The sequence below is a fragment of the Propioniciclava sp. LT432 genome, assembly GCF_059515965.1.
Map to the genome: position 1 here is coordinate 46106 of NZ_JCAKNE010000012.1, position 14271 is coordinate 60376.

16 protein-coding genes are annotated in these 14271 nt (G+C 72.1%); 5 read left to right on the top strand and 11 right to left on the bottom strand.

The window, feature by feature from the left end:
• Positions 1 to 78: 78 nt before the first annotated feature.
• Genes AC5YDV_RS08150 through ssd form a run of 4 tightly spaced genes read right to left on the bottom strand, consistent with a single transcriptional unit; the run spans position 79 to position 3716 of the window.
• Complete coding sequence (locus tag AC5YDV_RS08150; RefSeq protein ID WP_496182717.1) at positions 79 to 708, bottom strand: type II secretion system F family protein; 630 nt, start codon at positions 706 to 708, stop codon at positions 79 to 81.
• Complete coding sequence (locus AC5YDV_RS08155; RefSeq protein WP_496192465.1) at positions 708 to 1559, bottom strand: type II secretion system F family protein; 852 nt, start codon at positions 1557 to 1559, stop codon at positions 708 to 710. The genes AC5YDV_RS08150 and AC5YDV_RS08155 overlap by 1 nt, the downstream gene beginning before the upstream one ends.
• Positions 1559 to 2692 carry a TadA family conjugal transfer-associated ATPase gene (locus AC5YDV_RS08160; RefSeq protein WP_496182719.1) on the bottom strand — a complete coding sequence of 378 codons (1134 nt, stop codon included), beginning with the start codon at positions 2690 to 2692 and terminating at the stop codon, positions 1559 to 1561. The genes AC5YDV_RS08155 and AC5YDV_RS08160 overlap by 1 nt, the downstream gene beginning before the upstream one ends.
• Positions 2682 to 3716, bottom strand: a complete 1035-nt coding sequence (gene ssd, locus AC5YDV_RS08165) for a septum site-determining protein Ssd (RefSeq protein ID WP_496182720.1) — start codon at positions 3714 to 3716, stop codon at positions 2682 to 2684. Before ssd ends, AC5YDV_RS08160 begins: the two co-directional genes overlap by 11 nt.
• Before the next feature lie 132 nt (positions 3717 to 3848).
• Here ssd and AC5YDV_RS08170 point away from each other — a divergent pair, with 132 nt between their 5' ends.
• Both AC5YDV_RS08170 and AC5YDV_RS08175 read left to right on the top strand, forming a co-directional pair.
• Positions 3849 to 4619: a class I SAM-dependent methyltransferase gene (locus AC5YDV_RS08170; protein ID WP_496182721.1), complete on the top strand. Its 771-nt coding sequence runs from the start codon at positions 3849 to 3851 to the stop codon at positions 4617 to 4619.
• A 53-nt stretch (positions 4620 to 4672) separates the two neighbouring features.
• The gene (locus AC5YDV_RS08175) at positions 4673 to 5152 is read left to right on the top strand and encodes a phage holin family protein (protein WP_496182722.1); all 480 of its coding nucleotides are present in this window, start codon (positions 4673 to 4675) and stop codon (positions 5150 to 5152) included.
• Here AC5YDV_RS08175 and AC5YDV_RS08180 read toward each other — a convergent pair.
• Positions 5142 to 6830, bottom strand: a complete 1689-nt coding sequence (locus tag AC5YDV_RS08180) for a glycoside hydrolase family 13 protein (protein WP_496182723.1) — start codon at positions 6828 to 6830, stop codon at positions 5142 to 5144. The two genes, AC5YDV_RS08175 and AC5YDV_RS08180, sit on opposite strands and share 11 nt — an antisense overlap.
• Positions 6831 to 6973: 143 nt before the next feature.
• Between AC5YDV_RS08180 and AC5YDV_RS08185 the strand changes: the two genes are divergently transcribed.
• Positions 6974 to 7762 (top strand): carbon-nitrogen hydrolase family protein, encoded by a 789-nt coding sequence (locus AC5YDV_RS08185; protein WP_496182724.1) that lies wholly within the window; start codon positions 6974 to 6976, stop codon positions 7760 to 7762.
• A gap of 4 nt (positions 7763 to 7766) precedes the next feature.
• Here the strand turns inward: AC5YDV_RS08185 and AC5YDV_RS08190 are convergent, their stop codons facing one another.
• From AC5YDV_RS08190 to AC5YDV_RS08215, 6 genes are read right to left on the bottom strand one after another with little or no spacing between them, the layout of a single operon-like run.
• Complete coding sequence (locus tag AC5YDV_RS08190; RefSeq protein ID WP_496182725.1) at positions 7767 to 8441, bottom strand: NUDIX hydrolase; 675 nt, start codon at positions 8439 to 8441, stop codon at positions 7767 to 7769.
• Positions 8438 to 9037, bottom strand: a complete 600-nt coding sequence (locus AC5YDV_RS08195; protein WP_496182791.1) for a TlpA family protein disulfide reductase — start codon at positions 9035 to 9037, stop codon at positions 8438 to 8440. Before AC5YDV_RS08195 ends, AC5YDV_RS08190 begins: the two co-directional genes overlap by 4 nt.
• A gap of 5 nt (positions 9038 to 9042) precedes the next feature.
• On the bottom strand, positions 9043 to 9714 hold the full coding sequence (nth, locus tag AC5YDV_RS08200) for an endonuclease III (RefSeq protein WP_496182726.1): 672 nt from the start codon (positions 9712 to 9714) through the stop codon (positions 9043 to 9045).
• 1 nt (position 9715) lies between these two features.
• On the bottom strand, positions 9716 to 10177 hold the full coding sequence (locus AC5YDV_RS08205; RefSeq protein ID WP_496182727.1) for a RidA family protein: 462 nt from the start codon (positions 10175 to 10177) through the stop codon (positions 9716 to 9718).
• A complete protein-coding gene (sp36, locus tag AC5YDV_RS08210; protein ID WP_496182728.1) occupies positions 10174 to 10338 on the bottom strand; it encodes a Sp36 family protein in 165 nt (54 codons plus the stop codon). Before sp36 ends, AC5YDV_RS08205 begins: the two co-directional genes overlap by 4 nt.
• A 32-nt stretch (positions 10339 to 10370) precedes the next feature.
• Positions 10371 to 10643, bottom strand: coding sequence for a WhiB family transcriptional regulator (locus AC5YDV_RS08215; RefSeq protein WP_496182729.1), 273 nt, complete (start codon positions 10641 to 10643; stop codon positions 10371 to 10373).
• Between the two features lie 193 nt (positions 10644 to 10836).
• Between AC5YDV_RS08215 and AC5YDV_RS08220 the strand changes: the two genes are divergently transcribed.
• Together AC5YDV_RS08220 and AC5YDV_RS08225 are read left to right on the top strand one after the other, a co-directional pair.
• Positions 10837 to 13335 carry a transglycosylase domain-containing protein gene (locus AC5YDV_RS08220; protein ID WP_496192466.1) on the top strand — a complete coding sequence of 833 codons (2499 nt, stop codon included), beginning with the start codon at positions 10837 to 10839 and terminating at the stop codon, positions 13333 to 13335.
• Positions 13332 to 14234: a metallophosphoesterase gene (locus AC5YDV_RS08225; RefSeq protein WP_496182731.1), complete on the top strand. Its 903-nt coding sequence runs from the start codon at positions 13332 to 13334 to the stop codon at positions 14232 to 14234. The genes AC5YDV_RS08220 and AC5YDV_RS08225 overlap by 4 nt, the downstream gene beginning before the upstream one ends.
• Positions 14235 to 14271 lie beyond the last annotated feature (37 nt).

The following is a 14271-nucleotide window of genomic DNA, read 5'->3' on the forward strand; positions in this document are numbered from 1 at the left end:
GTGCCGGTCAACGACTTCAGCCGCCTGTGGAGAACTCCCGGACCGGCCACGGGCCTGTGGATGAACCCTGCGCCCGGCTCAGCCGAGCAGGCTGCCCACGAGGGCGCCGAAGAGGGGCACGACGCCGAGCAGCACGAACGCGGGGAGGAAGCACACCATGAGCGGCACCACACTCTGCACGCCCGAGGCCCGCGCACGCGCCAGAGCCCGGGCGGCTCGGTCGGCCCGCGCGTCGGCCGCGTGCTGCCGCAGGAGTGCGGACAAACCGAGCCCCGAGCGCACGGACCGCGCCAGGTCGCGCCCCACCTCCCGGTAGCCGGCCACCGTCGTGAGCGAACCCCACGCCTCGGCCTCGTCGACGCCGAGGTCGATCCGGGCCAGCACGCCGGCCAATTCCTCGGCCACCGGCCCCTCGACGACGGTCGAGACGACGCGCAGGGCCGTCCGGGGCGGCCGGCCCGCGTCGAGGCAGACGGCGAGGAGGTCGCACACCTGGGGGACGGACGCCCTCAGCGCCTGGTTCCGGGCCTCCCGCCCGCGCGCCCCCCAGGCAACGCGCACCCGCTCGACGACGGTGTACCACCACCGGAAGAGGCGTTCGCCGAGCCTGTCGGGCGCCAGACGCGACAGGCCCGGCGGTGCGACTCCCCACCACACGGCCAGGGCCGCGCACCCGGCGGCCACGAGGCCCCACCCGCCCCCGGTCATCAGCGGCCACCGGCGCGCTCGGCGACGGTGTCGATCCACCACACCCCGGCGCAGGCCAGGCCGACCCCGACGTTCAGGCACGCCCAGCCCAGGACCGAGGCGGTCAGGAAGACGATCGGGTCGCCGCCCAGCCCGTAACCGAGCCCCAGTCCGACCAACGGGAGCACCGCCATGAACCGTCCCCCCAGTCGTGCCGCCGCCAACTCGGCCTCCACGACGCGCGCCACGTCCTCCTCGGCCGCCAACCGGGAGGCCGCGGCGTCCACGGCACCGACGAGCGAGCCCCCCGTCCGGACCGAGACCTCCCACGCCGCGGCCAGGTCGCGCAGTCCCTCCCGTCCCGCGGCCCGGGCCGAGCGACGCAGCGCTGCGGCCGGTTCGCCACCCGCCCTCAGCTCGGCCGCGGCCTCCCGCAGGACCGGGGCGTCCTCGGCCGCCTCGACCAAGGCGGCGGTGGGGACTCGCCCCACCCGCAACAGCCCGGCCACCAACTCACCGGCGTGGACCACCTCCGTCCGCCCACGGGTCCGGGAGCGGCGTCCCGCCCGGCGGGCCGTCAATCCGACGCCGCAGGCCGCCACCTGCAGGCACGCCAGGACCACCGCCGCCGCACCGGGGCCGGCGAGCACCGCGGTCGACACCAGCCCCGTGACGGCCGCCAACCCCACCCAGCCCCACCGGCGCCGCGCCGCACCCTCGTGCCCGGCCGCCTCGTGCCCAACCCCCTCGTGGCCGACCCGTGAGGCGTCCTGCGACCCGGCGGGTGCCGCCGCGAGGCGGTCGAGGCCACGTCCCCCCGGCACGAGCCACCACACCGCACAGGCCAGCGCGATCGCCGCCACCCACGCCATCACAGCCATCTCCCCAACGCGGCCCACCCGGAGCCGCGGGTCTCGACCCCGGCGGTCGTCCAGGACACCGCCGGAACGGCCTGGACGAGACCCTCCGCCCCGGCGGTGAGGACCGCCACCTGCTCGACGAAGCGGCGACCCGCTCGATCCCGGCGCACGTGCACAACAGCGTCCAGGCCGGCCGCCGCCTGCGCGTGCAGCACCGGTCGCGTGAGCCCACCGAGTGCCCCCAACGCCTCGAGCCGTGCTGGCACGGACGCCGCACTGTTGGCGTGCACCGTGCCGCACCCACCCTCGTGCCCGGTGTTGAGGGCCGCGAGCAGGTCGGCGAGTTCGGCCCCGCGCACCTCCCCCACGACCAGCCGGTCGGGCCGCATCCGCAGGGCGTTGCGCACGAGGTCGGTGAGGGTCACCGATCCCGTGCGCTCGGTGTTGGCCGTGCGCCCCTCGAGGTGCACGACGTGGGGGTGGTCGGGGTTCAACTCGCGGGAGTCCTCCACGATCACGAGCCGCTCCTCCCGGCCCGCCTCGCCGAGGAGCGAGGCCAGCAGCGTGGTCTTCCCGGAGCCGGTCCCGCCCGAGACGAGCAGGGCCGCCCGCCCCGCGACCAGCGCCCGCAACACGTCCGCCCCGCCGGGCGTGAGCGACCCGCGCTCGACCCACTCGTCCAAGGTGAAGCGAACGCGGGCCGGCACGCGGAGCGAGATGCACGTGCGTTCCGCGATGCACGACAGGACCGCGTGGACGCGCGTGCCGTCCGGCAGGCGCGCGTCGACGAACGGCGAGGCGTCGTCGAGGCGTCGTCCGACCAACGCGGCCAGCCGCACGGCCAGCCTGCGCACCGCCTCGTCCGACTCGAAGTGGACGTCGGCGCGCTCCAGCCCGGCCCCCCGGTCCACCCACACCTCGTCCGGCCCGTTGACGAGCACGTCGGTCACGCCCGGCACCCTGAGCAGGTCGTCCAGCGGGCCCGCGCCCTGGGAATCCCTGCGCAGGGCCGCGACGGTCTCCAGCACGGCCGCGTCGCTGACCACGTGGCCCAGCCAGGTGAGGGCGTCGGCGACGTCGGCAGGCCGCGGCGCCTGGCCCTGTGCGCTGAGGCGTGCCCGTACCTCGTCCAGGTCAATCGGCATGTCCGGCCTCCGCCCACACGCATTCGAGCAGGCGCTCGACCGAGCGGTTCCAGCGCGATCCGGGACGCCCCGGCGGCTCCCCCGCCTCGGCGTCCGCCGCGAGACGACGGTCGAGGGGCACCTCGCCCCACAGGGGCAGGCCCAGCGCGTCCGCCACGACGGCACCGGGCGGACCACCCCGAGCCACCTGGGCCGCGACGCCGACCCCGGTCGGCTCCAGCCCGGCCCGGACGCGGGCGGCTGCCGCCACGGCCCGGACGCCGCACCCGATGGCGAGGAGCGTCGCGTCGGCGGAGCGGAGGGCCTGGCGCGCGGCCGGCACGGGCGCCCGGCCCCCGTCGACCACGACCAGGTCGTGGTGGCGTGTCAACGACCCGAGGACCGCGTGCACGGACTCGGCGCTCAGGCCGGTGTCCTCGCCCCGCGCCATGGACAGCACCGTCACGCCCTCGACGACCGGCAACACGCCCCGGACGTCACCCACCTCGCCGCGGGCCCCGAGCAGCCGGGGCCACCGCCACCCGGGAACCCGTTCGGCACCCAGCAGCAGGTCGATCCCGCCGCCGAGGGGGTCGAGGTCGACCAGCGCGCATCCCTGACCCCGCCGGGCGGCCGCCAGCGCCAGGCCGGCCGCGAGCGTGGACGCCCCCGCTCCGCCGGAGCCCCCCACCACGGCCACGCACCGGGAGTCCGGTTCGTCGGCCGCCAGGGCGCCGGCCAGCCAGGCGACTCCCTGGGGGAGGGGGATCACCTCGGCCCCCAAGGGCATCGACCAGGTCCCCAGCTCGGCCGTGTCGAAGCCCACGAGGTGGACCCGGGACCGTGGGGGAGGTGCCACGGACGCCACCGCCGCGGCCAGGTCTCCACCGACCAGCACCACCCGGGCACCGACCCAGCGGGGCAGCACGGCCTCGGCCGTCGCCACGGTCACCGGTCGCAGGGCCAGGGCGGCCGCTGTCGATTCGACCGCGTCCCGCACCCGGGCATCCGCGGTCACGAGCACCACATCACCGTCAGACTCCATGCGGGGACAGTCGGCGGTGGACGGCCGATCCCGTCGGGAGGGGCTCCCCGTGTGGAGAACCCCGGACCGTCATCCACAACGCGCCCACCCCCTTGACGCGCGGGCTGTGGGGTGCTCGCCTACCATCGGCGCATGACCTCGACCAGCCAGCCCGCGTTCCCGCAGGCAGCCCTCGACTGGCTGGCCCCGGTCGGTGCGGACGGCCGGCCCCTGTCAGCCCCGCGCATCCTGATGCTCGGGCGCTCCGTCGCCCCGCTGGCCACCGCCCTGGACCGCTCGGGCGCCACCCTGGTCGCCTGCGACACCAGCCGCGCCGGCGTCCGGACCCTGCTCAACCGCGCCCCGCGCGCGCTCCCGACCGTGGCCGCCCCCGAACGCCTGCCCTTCAGCCCGATGGTGTTCGCGGCGGTCCACGTGCACCAGTCCCTCCACACCCTGTCGGCGGGCGCCCTGACCTCCATCGCCCGCGTCCTGGCCCCCGGCGGGCACCTGGCCGTGAGCTACACCGTCCGCGACGACTCGGTGCCGTGGGTGCGCCGGTTGACCGCCCTCCTCCGCGACGTGGACCCTCAGGCCATGGCCGGTGCGTACGGCACCGAGAGCATCGACCGCCTCACCGCCTGCCCCCACTTCACCGACGTCGTCGAGCGGGCCCACCGCCTCTGGGTGCCCATCAGCCGCGTCGACCTGCTCGGCATGGTCGCCAAGCGGTTCCCCGACCTGGAGGGCGATCGACTGAGCCGCCTGATGGCCGACGTGGGTGGGTTGTACGAGTCCTCCGCCCGGGTGCCCGAGCCCCTGCTGCTGCCCTACCGAGTCGTGTGCTGGCGCGCCTCCGTGGACCACACCGAGTTCACCTCGCGACTCGAGCCCCCCGAGGACGCGGTGCGCATCCGCCTGTGACGGGTCACTCGTGCCCGCTAGCATGACCAGTAATCGACGAAGGGGAGCAGGCCATGGCAGAGCCGGGGATCGGTGAGGTCATCAAGGACATCACCGCCGACGTCCAGACCATCGTCCGGGGTGAGATCGAGCTGGCGAAGGCCGAGCTGATGCCCCAGGTGAAGAGCGCGGGCATCGGCGCCGGCCTTTTCGGAGCCGCGGGCTACCTCGCCGTGCAGGCCGCGACGTTGCTCTTCATCTGCGGGGGGCTCGCCCTCAGCGCGCTCTACCAGGGCGTCGTGCCCATCATCTGGGCGTTCGTGCTGGGGTTCCTGACCATGGCGGTGTTGCTGCTGGTCATCGCGGGCGTCCTGGTGCTGATCGGCAAGGGGAAGTTCGCCCTGAAGGGCGCTGAGCGGACCATGGACGAGGCCAACCGGACGATCGAGTCCGTCACGGGCGCGATCGACCAGGGCAACGCGAACGTCCAGGCGATCGTCGCCGGCGCACCGCGTCCGGTGCGCGGCGAAGCCACTCCCGCCGTCAGGCCCTGAGCCGGTAGACCCGCGCCTCCCACGGGGCGAGGGTGTGCACGTCGGTCCCCGGGTGGACCGACGCCAACACGAGTTCCGCGTCCTCGAGCGAGGGCAGGTCCGAGACCGGCACCCCGCTGGCCCGTGAGGCCATGTTCGCCACGACGAGCAGGCGCTCCTCACCGAGGGTCCGGGTGAAGGCCCACAGGTGCTCGTCCTCGGGCAGCAGCAGTTCGAACGCGCCGTCGCGCACGACGGCGTCCCCCTTGCGCAGGGCGATGAGGGCCTTGTAGTGGGCCAGGACGCCGTCCGGGTCGGCCGCGGCGTCCGCCACGTTGACCTGGGCCGTGTTGGCGTTCATGGGCAGCCAGGGCGTCCCGGTCGTGAAGCCGCCGTCGGGCGTCCACGGCATGGGCGTCCGGGCGTTGTCACGGCCCATCAGGCCGAGCCCGGCCAGGACGACCTCGGCCGGCATGCCCGCCGCGGTCGCCTGCGCGTACTGCCCCAGCGCCTCGACGTCGGCGTACTGCTCGATACGGGTGAAGCCGGCGTTCGTCATGCCGATCTCCTGCCCCTGGTAGACGTACGGCGTCCCCTGGTGCAGGTGGAGGATCGTCGCCAGCGCCTTCGCCGAGGCCACCCGGAACTCGGGGCTGTCGTCGCCCCAACGGCTCACCGACCGCGGCTGGTCGTGGTTCTCGAAGTACAGGGAGTTCCACCCCTCGTCGGCGAGACCGGCCTGCCAGCGGGCGAGGTTCTTCTTGAGGTCCGGCAGGTGCAGGGGCTTGGGTGAGAGCTTCGAGCCGGACTGGTCGACCGTCACGTGCTCGAACGTGAACACCATGCCGAGTCGGTCGTGGTGCCGGGACGTGTACTCGCGGGCGTGGTCGACGCCGCAGGCCACCATCTCACCCACGGTGAACAACTGCCGGGCGGAGATGCCGACGGCCTGGTTCATCTCCTCGAGGAACTCCACCAGGCGCGGCCCGTTGGCCACCTTGTTGATCTCGAAGCTGTAGGGGTCGCCCGGCACGACGATGCCGTCGGCCAGCGGGTAGGTCTTCGAGATGAGGTTGATGACGTCCATCCGGAAGCCGTCGACGCCCCGGTCGACCCACCAGTTCATCATGTCGTACACGGCCTCACGGACCGCCGGGTTCTCCCAGTTGAGGTCGGGTTGCTTGCGGCTGAACAGGTGCAGGTAGTACTCGCCGGACTCCTCGTCCCACTGCCAGCCCGAGCCGCCGAAGAAGGAGCCCCAGTTGGTGGGCTCGGCGCCGGGCGCGCCCGGCTCGAAGCCGTCGCGGGCCGGACGCCAGATGTACCAGTCGCGCTTGTCCGACCCCGGACGCCGCGATTCGGTGAACCACGCGTGCTCGTCCGAGGTGTGGTTGACGACGAGGTCCATGACGAGCTTCATGCCGCGGTCGTGCACCGCGGTGACCAGCGCGTCGAAGTCGTCCAGGGTGCCGAACATCGGATCGATCGCGCGGTAGTCGGCGATGTCGTACCCGTTGTCGTCCTGCGGCGAGGCGTAGACCGGCGACAACCACAGCACGTCGGCGCCCAGGTCGCCCACGTGGTCGAGGTGGTCGATGATGCCACGAAGGTCACCGAGACCATCGCCGTTCGTGTCGGCGAACGAGCGCGGGTAGATCTGGTAGACGACGGAACGGGACCACCACGGTGATTCGGTCATGCGGACATTCTGTCGTTCCGTGACTGAAAGAACTACCGTCACGGCCGCCTTCTCCCGTGGGAGAATGGCGGCTCAGCCGTCCGCCGCTCGTGAGGGGAGCCGCCACGTCCAGGTCGCGTCCGCGTGCCCGCACGACCCTCCGGGTGACCGCAGCCCAGTACTTCGCGCCCCTCAACGACCTCGACGCCACCCTCAAGCTGGGTCGAGGGATCGTGCGCGAGGCGGCCGCCGCCGGGGCCGACCTCGTCCTGTTCCCGGAGATGTGGTCCACGGGCTACGCCCTGCCCATCGACGTCAGGCACGCGACGCCGGTGGACGGGCCCTGGGTGGAGGGGTTCCGCGAGGTCGCCGCCGAGCTGGGCGTGGGCGTCGCGATCACGCTGCTGGCCGAGCACCCCGGCGGTCCCACCAACACGACCCTCGTCATCGGACGTCGCGGCGAGGTGCTGTTGCGGCACGACAAGGTGCACACGCTCAAGTTCGACGCCGAACGCGACCTGACCCCCGGGACGGGCTTCGACACCTGCGTCTTCGACGGGATCAGCCTGGGCGTGATGACGTGCTTCGACCGCGAGTTCCCCGAGAGCGCCCGCGAGCTCATGCTCGCCGGGGCCGAGGTGGTCCTCGTGCCGAACGCCACCGCCTGGAACCCCGTCCGGGCCCACCAGCTGGAGGCCCGGGCCTTCGAGAACATGCTGGCCATCGCGTCCGCCAACTACCCCGGTGACGGGTGGGGCCAGTCCTCCGCTTACACCCCGGTGGTGTTCGACCCGGACGGACGCCCCCTGGACCCGCTCATCGCCCAAGCCGGCGCGCTGCCGCAGCTGGTCGCGTTCCGCTTCGACATGGAGGCCATCCGCGACTGGCGCGAGCGCGAGGTGTGGGGCACCAGCCACCGGCGTCCGGAGGCCTACCGGCGCATCGCGCGGTGAGAGCCTACTGGCCCGTGTCCCGGCCGGCCCGGTGCAGGAACCGCTCGGGGACCAACCGCTTGTCGCGGACGTCCCACGGCTCGGCCCACCCGGCCAGGTCGAGCAGACCGTCGATGAGGTGACCGGTGAAGCCCCAGATGAACAGGTCGTCCACGATGAACGCAGGCCCCTCGTACCCCATGGGCAGGCGCCACGTGGCGCGGTTGGCCGGGTTGATGAGGTCGCCGACCCGCACGGTGTGGACCGCGCCGATCTCGACCGTGTCCACGACCTGGAGTGGGTGGGGTTCGCGCCACCAGGCGATCACGGGCGTCACGTCGTAACCGGTGACGGCGACGCGTGCCGGGGGCAGGACGCCCAGCAACTCGACCGTGTCGGATTCGACACCGACCTCCTCGCGCGCCTCGCGCAGGGCGGCCTCCTCGCTCGAGGCGTCGGACGCCTCCACGCCGCCCCCCGGGAAGGCGCACTGGCCGGCGTGCTTGCGCAGGTGCGCGGACTTCTCGATGATGACGAGCTCGAGGTCGGACGCGGTCGCCTCCTCAGGGCCCGCGAACAGGATCAGGACCGCGGCCTTGCGCCCACCGCGTCCGGGACGGCCGCGCACGACACGCGCGCCACCGCCCGGCTCCGCCAGTTGGGCGGCCAGGGCCTGCAGGACCGGCGGGAGGGCGATCACACGCGCACCCCCAGGAACGTCTCGGCGTCCCGGACCATCTGGTCGGCCGACGCGATGGCCCCGATCGAGCGGTACTGGATGCGACCCTCGGCGTCGACGTAGATCGTGACGGGGATCCCCTGGAACCGGAGCGGCCCGGCCGTCTGCTTCAGGGGGTCGGTGAGGTGCGGATGGGTCCATCCGGCCATCTGGGCGAACTCGAGCGCGAGCCCCGGTTCGGGGTCGGCGAAGTCGACGCCCAGCACGAGGACCCTGTCGCCCGCGCGCTCGGCGAACTCCTTGAGGTGCGGCGCCTCGAGCCGGCACGGGGCACACCACTGCGCCCAGAAGTTGATGACCATCGGCTTGCCGCGGAGCGCGGCGAGGTTGACCTGACGGCCCGACCCCAGGCAGCCGAGCAGCAGGTCGGGCAGCCCGCCCTCAACGGGCTGGGCCGACTCCGGCGTCTCGGGGCAGTCGGGGATGCCGGCGGCCTCGCGTTGGGCGACGAGCGCCGGATCGATCTTCTTGAGAGGCGCGGTGCCTGTGGAGACGGACGCGGTCGCGCAGCCGGACAGCAGGGTGAGTGCCACCACCGCTCCGGCCAGTGCCCGCATCCGGTTCACGCCCGCGGCTCCCGGACCACCGTGGCCGCCTCGTCAGGGTCGATCGGCCCCTCTCCGAAGCTCGGGCACAACCCCTGCAGGGAGCACGCCCCACAGGCCGGACGCCGTGCGTGGCACCGCCGGCGTCCGTGCCAGATGACCCGGTGGGAGAGCATGACCCACTCGGAGGGGTCGAACAGCGCCCCGACGACCTGCTCGACCGTGTCGGGGTTCTTGGACGCCACCCACCCGAACCGGTTCGACAGGCGGATGAAGTGGGTGTCCGGCGTGATGCCCGGGACGCCGAAGGCGTTGCCCAGGACGACGTTGGCGGTCTTGCGCCCCACCCCGGGCAGCGTGACGAGCTCCGACAAGGTGCCCGGGACCTCGCCGCCGAACCGCTCGACGAGCGCCGCGCCGATCCCCAGGAGGTGCCCCGTCTTCGCCCGGAAGAACCCGGTGGGACGGATGAGCTCCTCCATCTCGGCCGGGTCCGCGCTCGCGTAGGCCGCGGCGTCCGGGTAGCGCGCGAACAGTGCGGGCGTCACCGAGTTGACCCGCCGGTCGGTGGACTGCGCCGACAGGACGGTCGCGACGAGCAACTCCAGGGGCGTGGTGAAGTCCAGCTCGCACCGCGCGTCCGGGTAGAGCTCGGCGAGGGCGGCGTTGATCGCCTGGGGCTGCTGCATGTCAGGCGGACTCGACGACCAACTCGACCTCGACCGGGGCGTCCAACGGCAGGACCGCGACGCCCACCGCGCTGCGGGCGTGCTGGCCCGCCTCACCGAAGACGTCGACGAACAACTGCGAGGCCCCGTTGGCCACCTGGGGCTGGGCCGTGAAGCCGGGTGTCGAGGCGACGAACACCGTGGCCCTCACGACGCGGGCGATCCCGTCCAGCCCTCCCGTCAGGGACGCCGCGGCCGCGAGCGCGTTCAGCGCGGCCGTGCGGGCGGCCTCCGTGGCCTGCTCGAGGGAGACCTCGGCGCCGACCTTGCCGGTGGCGACGAGCTTGCCGGCCACCGTCGGGAGCTGGCCCGAGGTGAACACCTGGCCCCCGGATCGGATCGCCGGCACGTAGGCGGCCACGGGAGCGGCGACGGGCGGCAGCTCCAGGCCGAGCGCGGCGAGACGCTCGGACGGAGGCGTCACTTCGACTCCTCCAGCGGGCGCTTGAAGTACGCGACAACGTTCTGCGGGTTCGGCCCCGGCACGATGGAGACGAGCTCCCAGCCGTCGGCGCCCCAGTTGTCGAGGATCTGCTTGGTTGCGTGCACCAGAACCGGTGCGGTGGCGTACTCCCACTTGGTCATGGGCGCAGCCTAGTCGAGGCGGCGGCCGCGGCTCACTTGCCCTGCTTGCCGCACAGGACGGTCTGCCACGAACTGATGTCGGTGCGCTCGCGCAGGAGGTGGCGGCGCTCACGTTCGGTCATGCCGCCCCAGACACCCCACTCGATGCGATTGTCGAGGGCCTCGGCCAGGCACTGGGATCGGACGGCGCACCCCATGCAGACCGCACGTGCACGCTTTTGGTCGGCGCCTTCCGGAAACAACTTGTCCTGCATGCCGCGACACTTGGCCTGGAGTGTCCAGTCGTCCGCCTCGATGAGCGTCATTGCCCAACCTTTCGACTCGATCCACTGCCGGCCCGACCGTCCGGCGTAACGTTATGGTAAACCGCTGTTTGCAACTTTAACAACGCCGGTTGCCAACCCCTTGCACAACACCTCCCCCTTCGTGTCACCAGCCGGTGCGACGCCCCGCTCCGCACGGCGCAGCGCTGACAGGGGCATCACGTACTCTGTCCCCATGCGTGCACCAACCGTGGGTCGCAAGTTGTACTCGGCCGTGATGTTCGTCCTCGTGAGTGTTCTCGGGGGCGTCCTCGTGGCTGGGCTCGCGGTCCCGACGGTGGGCATCGGGGCCGAACTCGCGAAGGCGAGCGCCGGCGCGCTCCAGGCGATCCCCAAGGACATCGAGACGCCGCCCCCGTCCGAGGGTTCGGTCGTCCTGATGAAGGACGGGTCCGTCCTCACCAACTTCTTCGACGAGAACCGGGCCTACGTGCCGCTGGACCAGATCTCCCCCATGATGAAGCAGGCCCAATTGGCGGTCGAGGACCAGCGCTTCTACAGCCATGGCGCGCTGGACCTCCGCGGCACGCTCCGCGCGCTCGTCCGCACCTCCAGCGGCAACACCCAGGGCGGTTCCACCCTCACCCAGCAGTACGTGAAGCTGGCCCTGCTCGACAAGGCCGTCACCGAGGACGACGCCGAGGCCAAGGCGGCCGCGTACGACCGAACGTTCTCCCGCAAGCTGCTCGAACTCCGCTACGCGATCGCGCTGGAGGAGCGCCTGACGAAGGACGAGATCCTCGAGCGCTACCTGAACCTCTCCTACTACGGCGCGGGTGCGTACGGCGTCCAGGCCGCCGCGAAGCGCTACTTCGGCATCGATGCCAAGGACCTGGACCTGACCCAGTCGGCCATGCTCGCCGGCCTCGTCCGAAACCCGGCCACCACCGACCCGATCAACTACGAGAAGATCGCGCTCGAGCGCCGCAACAACGTGCTCGACATCATGCTCTCCCAGGCGGACCGGCCCGAGGTGTGGCACTTCACCGAGCCCGTGACCAAGGAGCAGGTCGCGGAGGCCAAGCAGGTCGGGTTCGACCAGTCCAAGGTGACCAACACGCCGCACGGCTGCGTGGCCTCGGAGTTCCAGAACCTCTGCAGCGTCGTCGAGAGCATCCTGCTCACGCTGCCGAGCCTGGGCCCGGACCACGCCTCACGCGAACGCATGATCAAGCGCGGCGGCCTCACCATCCAGACCGAGATCGACCCCCGCACGCAGCGCGCCGCCCAAAAGGCCGTCTCCGACTACGTCCACCCCCTCGACCCGGTCATCGGCCTCATGGTCATGATCGAGCCGGGGACCGGGCTCATCAAGGCCGTTGCCCAGAGCCGTCCGGAGATCGGTACGAATCCGGGCCAGACCTACCTCAGTTACGCGATGGAGAAGGAGATCGGCAACGCCGGCGGCTTCTTCGGTGGCTCGACCTACAAGATGTTCGTCCTGGCTGCAGCGATCAACAAGGGATTCCCCACGGATCGCACCTACGACGCGCCCAAGGTCAAGAACTGGCACGGGGAGACCTTCACCAACTGCAACGGTCCCTTCACCTTCAAGGGCGAAAAGAACCAGTGGGAGGTCACCAACGCGGGTGGCGCCGGGGAGTTCGACATGTACTCCGGCACCAAGAGCTCGGTGAACAACTACTTCGTCGCCCTGGAGCAGGATGTCGGCATCTGCGACAGCGTCAGGATGGCGGAGACCCTCGGCCTGAAGATCCAGTACGGCAAGGTCAGGACGGCCGACGGAACGATCCGGGCCCAGACGATCAACGACGTGGCCAGCAATCCGTCCTTCACCCTGGGCACCGCTGAGTCCTCCCCGGTCTCGCTGGCGAACGCCTACGCGACACTGGCGGCCCGCGGCCTGCGCTGCGATCCCATCGTCCTGAAGGGCATCACCAACAAGGCCGGCAAGGCCTTCGAGGTGCCGCCGGCCAACTGCCAGCAGGTGATCGCCCCGGAGGTCGCCGACCGCATCAACGACGTGATGCGCGGCCCGTTCAACGGTGGCACGGCGTCCAGTTCCCGGATCCCCGGCTACAACTTGGCCGGCAAGACCGGAACCGACGGCCGCAACACGAAGGCCATTTGGCTCGTGGGCTACACCCCGAACCTCGCCGGCGCCGCCATGATCGGCATCGACCGCACACATGAGCGCTTCCGCCACATGAACGACGACGACCGCCGCATCCAGGGCACCCCGATCCGGGGCGGCACGTACCGCCTGCGCGGCAGCTCGGGCGGTGAGGCCGGTGTCGGCATCTGGCTGCCCGCCATGAGGGCCGCGCTCGAGGGGATGCCCCAGGACAACTTCGTGCCCCCAGTCCAGATCGAGCAGCCCATGATCGACATTCCTTCCTGTTCGAACATGGGCATGGACGAGTGCCGCGCCCTCCTGCAGCAGGCGGGCTTCGGCACGACCGTGACCCGCGTGGAGAACGCGCGTCCGAGCGGGACGTTCCTGGGCACCCGCCCGACCGGTCAGGCCCCGCGCTTCAGCACCGTCCGCCTGCTGGTCTCCTCGGGCCCGAGGCAGCCGGATCCCGCGCCGGCCCCGGCACCGCCGCCCGCGCCGACGCAACCCGCACCGCCGGCGAACCCGGAGCCCGCACCCCAGCCGCCCCCAGGTGGGGGGCCCCCGGGTGGGGGGCCGCCAGGTCAGGGGCGCGGATGATCGGCAGGATGGCCGTCGGCGCGCTCACCTTCGGCGCCGCGTGCGTCGCCTACGGGATCGGTGTCGAGCGGACGGCGTACCAGGTGCGTCGGTTCGCGGCAGCGGTCCTGCCCCCGGGCACGGAGCCGCTCCGCGTCCTCCACATCTCGGACATCCACCTGCTCCCCCGCCAAGCACGCAAGCGTGACTTCCTACGCGGCCTGGCTGGACTCCAACCGGATCTGGTGGTGAGCACCGGCGACCACATCGCCTCGGCCGACGCCATCGAGCCCCTCATCGAGTCCTTGGGACGGCTCGTCGGGGTCCCGGGGGTGTTCGTGTTCGGCTCGAACGACTTCGAGGCGCCGCAGTTCAAGATCCCCGTGCGTTACCTGCTGGGTGCGACCACGGGCGGGACGGGCAAGGAAGTCCCACCCCTCCCCACGGACGCCCTGCGCGCCGCCCTGGAGGGCATCGGCTGGAGCTACCTGGAGGAGCGGCGGGCCGAACTGACCCTCGGTGGCCGGACTGTCAGGTTCCGTGGCACAGGCGATGCCCACCACCACCGTGACGACTACGCCGCCGTGGCGGGTCCCTCGTCCGACGACGTGCTGGAGATCGGTGTCACGCATGCTCCGTACCTGCGCATCCTCGACGCGATGACCGCCGACGGCGTCCCGCTGATCCTGGCCGGGCACACCCACGGCGGTCAGGTGGCCGTCCCCGGAAAGGGGGCGCTGGTCACCAACTGTGACCTGCCCCGGGAGAAGGCCAAGGGTCTCTTCGACCACGAGGCCGGGGGACGCACGTCGATGGTGCACGTGTCGGCCGGCGTCGGCATGTCGCCGTTCGCCCCCTACCGGTTCGCCTGTCCACCCGAGGTGACCCTGCTCACGCTCACCCAGCGACCGTCGATGTGAACTCCGGGCCCGAGTGGGTTATGATCTACCTCGGCTC

What these genes read in the sequence shown, in the direction of transcription:
- AC5YDV_RS08225 (WP_496182731.1), top strand. Translation starts at nt 13,332, where the DNA reads ATGATCGGCAGGATGGCCGTCGGCGCGCTCACCTTCGGCGCCGCGTGC.
- AC5YDV_RS08160 (WP_496182719.1), bottom strand. Translation starts at nt 2,692, where the DNA reads ATGCCGATTGACCTGGACGAGGTACGGGCACGCCTCAGCGCACAGGGC.
- AC5YDV_RS08195 (WP_496182791.1), bottom strand. Translation starts at nt 9,037, where the DNA reads ATGCGGGCACTGGCCGGAGCGGTGGTGGCACTCACCCTGCTGTCCGGC.
- AC5YDV_RS08180 (WP_496182723.1), bottom strand. Translation starts at nt 6,830, where the DNA reads ATGACCGAATCACCGTGGTGGTCCCGTTCCGTCGTCTACCAGATCTAC.
- AC5YDV_RS08215 (WP_496182729.1), bottom strand. Translation starts at nt 10,643, where the DNA reads ATGACGCTCATCGAGGCGGACGACTGGACACTCCAGGCCAAGTGTCGC.
- AC5YDV_RS08155 (WP_496192465.1), bottom strand. Translation starts at nt 1,559, where the DNA reads ATGGCGTGGGTGGCGGCGATCGCGCTGGCCTGTGCGGTGTGGTGGCTC.
- AC5YDV_RS08170 (WP_496182721.1), top strand. Translation starts at nt 3,849, where the DNA reads ATGACCTCGACCAGCCAGCCCGCGTTCCCGCAGGCAGCCCTCGACTGG.
- AC5YDV_RS08220 (WP_496192466.1), top strand. Translation starts at nt 10,837, where the DNA reads ATGCGTGCACCAACCGTGGGTCGCAAGTTGTACTCGGCCGTGATGTTC.
- AC5YDV_RS08150 (WP_496182717.1), bottom strand. Translation starts at nt 708, where the DNA reads ATGACCGGGGGCGGGTGGGGCCTCGTGGCCGCCGGGTGCGCGGCCCTG.
- nth (WP_496182726.1), bottom strand. Translation starts at nt 9,714, where the DNA reads ATGCAGCAGCCCCAGGCGATCAACGCCGCCCTCGCCGAGCTCTACCCG.
- ssd (WP_496182720.1), bottom strand. Translation starts at nt 3,716, where the DNA reads ATGGAGTCTGACGGTGATGTGGTGCTCGTGACCGCGGATGCCCGGGTG.
- AC5YDV_RS08175 (WP_496182722.1), top strand. Translation starts at nt 4,673, where the DNA reads ATGGCAGAGCCGGGGATCGGTGAGGTCATCAAGGACATCACCGCCGAC.
- sp36 (WP_496182728.1), bottom strand. Translation starts at nt 10,338, where the DNA reads ATGACCAAGTGGGAGTACGCCACCGCACCGGTTCTGGTGCACGCAACC.